The organism is Mucilaginibacter sp. P4_G9 (assembly GCF_056400985.1).
Genome location: NZ_JBFUKF010000465.1, coordinates 1 through 3,732, shown reverse-complemented (window position 1 = coordinate 3,732; position 3,732 = coordinate 1). Strand labels below are relative to the sequence as shown.

The following is a 3,732-nucleotide window of genomic DNA, read 5'->3' as shown; positions in this document are numbered from 1 at the left end:
GGTTGAAGCTGTGGGGTATTAGGGTCAATATATGCCATTAGGAAATTGTACTTCTCATCAGGTATTGCTTCTAACGCTTCCTGAAAATTGCTTGCCTCTCCCAGCTTGTATTGCTCTACCTTCTTAGCCTCAAAAGCGAACTTGTCGTTCATGTATTTGTATAGAAATACCTGAGTGATGATTTTAAATTCATTACCATCATTACCCAGACCATAATTAGCACAAACGCTCTTAAGGCTATCAATAAGTTGTTTAGTCTTCGTTATAAAAAGTAGATCGGTCATCGTATATAATTATTGTATTGGGCCATGTATTCGCTGGCTATCAAAGCGTTAATAGTCTTCGTGGTTTTAAAGTCAAGGTTGATCTTTTGCTTTTGAACAAATTCTCCTGCAACCAAGTTCAGCAAATAGCGATTAAAAAAAGGTTCGTTGTCCAAAATGTTTTTGTTGTTCTGCAATTGCTCATCGGTTTGTCTCTTAACAACCATTAATGCTTCGTGGAGCTGCGATTCTCTGGCAGAAATGCCTTTGTTTTCCTGTAACCTTTTATGAATACGCGCATATTTCTCATCTTGTTCATACTTAGCTTTAAGCAGGTTGTTTTGGCGGTTCAATTCAGTAACCCGGTCGTAAATAGACTTCAGTAAAAAGATATTGTCGCGCATATCCTCCTGACTCACCTGGTCAAGGTTTTTCTTCTTGAAGATCCGCTCCAGTTCTTCTCGAAGAGAAATGAACTCGGGATCTTTTTGATCAAAGTTAAAAAGTAAAGCTTCCCGTGTCCTTTTGAGGTGCCCCTGTAACTGGTCAGCTAGTATCAGTTCTTCCTCTGATACTTTTGTAAATAGGAAAATCACATCTTCCAAAGCAGCGTTTAATAAATTGGATGTGTCTCCTTCATTATTTAAAGTATCAATCAGGTTTAACTTATCCAATTGTGCCTGTGCCACACGTAGCAGTTGATTGAGTTTGAAGAAGTCTAACTTGCCTAATAACTCTTCGTGCCCTTGCAGCCTTATTCGGTTTTTTAGTTCCTTGGCATTCTGAAGTGTTTTTATCAGTACAAGTAAGTCCTTTTTGTCTTTTATTTCACTTACCTGGTTATGAAATAGCTCACTATTGATAGTGTCAAATCGGAATAAGGTTTCTTTAATTTCCTGTATCTCAGCTTCAATCTCCGCCTGTGATTTGAAAAGATCGCTATAGTTTGCCATCTCGTCGCCAAGTTCTCCCTGCAATTCTTTAAAGTAATTGTCATTAGTTTCCCTAAATGCGGAACTAATGTCTGCAAAATCGACTACAAATCCATACTTGTATTTTTTATAAGGCCGATTAACGCGCGTTAACGTTTGCAACAAATTATGATCTCTTACCACCCGCGCCAGGTAAAGTTTTTTAAGGCGCTTGGCATCGAAGCCAGTTAATAACATGTTGAAAACAAATAGAATGTCAATGGTTCCAGATTTGAACTGTTTTACCTGCTCCTTACGTTCGTCTTTTGAATTGATATCATGTAATATCAACGCCGCTTTGAATTGTGATTTTACTTGAGTTCCATAAGGAACAGATGGCTCGGCGGCCATAAATTGCTGCACGTCTTGCGGTCCGTAAAGTTCTTCAAAATAGGTGAACAATTCTTTGGCCTGATCAGAAGTGTCGCACACCACCATTGCTCCCAATGAATGATCGTTTTCGACTTTTCGAAAATTTTCTAAATCTTTTAAAATGTAATCAAGCATTGGCTTGACAAACTTGGGATGTGCAAATACCTGGCTTTTGGGAATATCTCCCTGGAGCACTTTAATTTGTTCCAGCACCTCCTGCATCTGCATTTTATAAGTTGTATCTATCCCCTCCCTGATTAGACGCAAAGTATAACCATCCATAATGGATTGGTTATAGTAATATTTATGAATATAATCGCCAAATAGAGCTTTGCTATCAAAGTCCTTAGCAACCTCTCGCAATAGAGGTGTACCGGTCAACGCGATCTTAATTGCTTGCTTATCCGAATTAATTAAGTTTGCCAGATTATTACTTTTAGGATTATAGCTACGGTGAGCTTCATCAAGAAAATAGATACGCTGAATATTAATATCGTATCCCAAATCTTTAACGACAACCGTTTCTTCGGTAAACTTTTGAATGTTAACAACCGAAATCTCCCGATCCCCTGAATTGTTTAGTACTGTACTGACTTTTTGTATATCTCTTAAAAAGTCGCTTCGAGAGTTAACCCGATTTACCACTAATCCCCTATTAGCAAATTCGGTGGCGGCTTGATTCGCGAGGTCAATACGGTCAACTATAAAATAGAATTTGGCTATCGTGTTTTTCTTCTGAAAATAGTCTGTCAAAAATTTGACGTTGTAAAATGCGAGGGCAGTTTTACCACTCCCTTGCGTGTGCCATATAATACCTTTGTCTATACCTTCGTTAAGTTTTGATTCAATCGCCTTAGTTGCGAAAAGTTGAGGGTAACGCATGATGTGTTTGTGCGTTACTACTTTACCCTCTATTTCATCATCAACATAGGCAATCGCATAACGAAGCACAAATGCTAATCTATCTTTACTTAGAAGTGAGGTTAATATTTTGTTGGTGTGAGAATCGTAATGCTTGTTTGTAATAAATTCAGGGGAGTGTTTAATTGCAATTATATTATTGTCTCTTAATACCGCATTCTCCAACGAATCATCTTCAACTGCCAATAATTTAGCAAGATTGAGACTTTCTTCCTCACGAAAATAATTGAATTGCAGATCGGCGTAGGCTGATGTAGCATAGTACGCCCCCTGTAATGGTTCAACCACACCATCTTCATACGGCATATTGTTCGAGAAAATCATCAATTGGCTGATGTTGGCAAACCGTCTAAATTTTTTGTTTTTGAAACGGTCGTTAATGCGTTTTCGTTCCGCAAGTACGCCATCTTTGTTATTTGGCTTCTTAACCTCGATAAAAACAAGGGGCATTCCATTTATCAGAATTGTAATGTCCGGCCTAAACTCGTCTTCCCCATTTTTACAGGTTAGCTCAGTGGTAACATGGAAACTGTTATTATTAAAGTTATTAAAATCGATAAGCTTAATACCGGATGTAGCTGTGATTGCCTTATAAAAGTCCCGTCCTAAATCTTCGTAATCAAGTTTTAAGCTAATTTCATCAAGCTGTCGATTTATATCATCTTTGGCCGCGTCTGGGTTAATTCGAGCAATGCTTTCTTTGAAAATGTCGGCAAAGATGTTAGTTTCTTCTATTCGCTGTTGTTTACTTCGCGAAATATAAGAATAGCCCAAACGTGCAAGATGCAGTATAGCAGGTATTTTAACACGTGAGTCTTCGTTGAAAGCCATAGTAACTGTTAGGCGTTAAAAATATAAAATATAAAGGGCATTGTATGTTCAAATGTGAAGCTTCTGTTCTGACTTTGCAAATTGGTTAACGGAACACAATCGGCGTGTGATGTACTAAAAGCCTGTTTATTGACCTGCGTTCGCGTTAGGGATTGTAATGGGTACCGGCCCACGAGCGTAATGCCTGCAGGCGTATGAATGTAAAGCCCGGCCCCGTTTCTATCGACGGGGAAACGCCCATGGGGAAAGTATCAAGTAGTTAGTATCAAGTAGCAAGATAGATGGACAAAGGATGTTCGGACAAAGGATTTTTGGACAAAGGACGTTCGGATTTTCGGACGTTCGGACTTTCAGACGTTCGGATTCTCAGACTT

The 3,732-nt window shown here is 38.7% G+C and carries 2 protein-coding genes; both read right to left on the bottom strand.

Going from position 1 to position 3,732, the window contains the following annotated elements:
• Nucleotides 1–284, bottom strand: a 284-nt coding sequence (locus tag AC1DPZ_RS23820; RefSeq protein WP_477408154.1) for a hypothetical protein, incomplete at its 3' end; no start/stop codon positions are given.
• Nucleotides 281–3,358: a type I restriction endonuclease gene (locus AC1DPZ_RS23815; RefSeq protein ID WP_477408152.1), complete on the bottom strand. Its 3,078-nt coding sequence runs from the start codon at nt 3,356–3,358 to the stop codon at nt 281–283. The genes AC1DPZ_RS23815 and AC1DPZ_RS23820, both read right to left, overlap by 4 nt.
• Between the last annotated feature and the right edge of the window lie 374 nt (nt 3,359–3,732).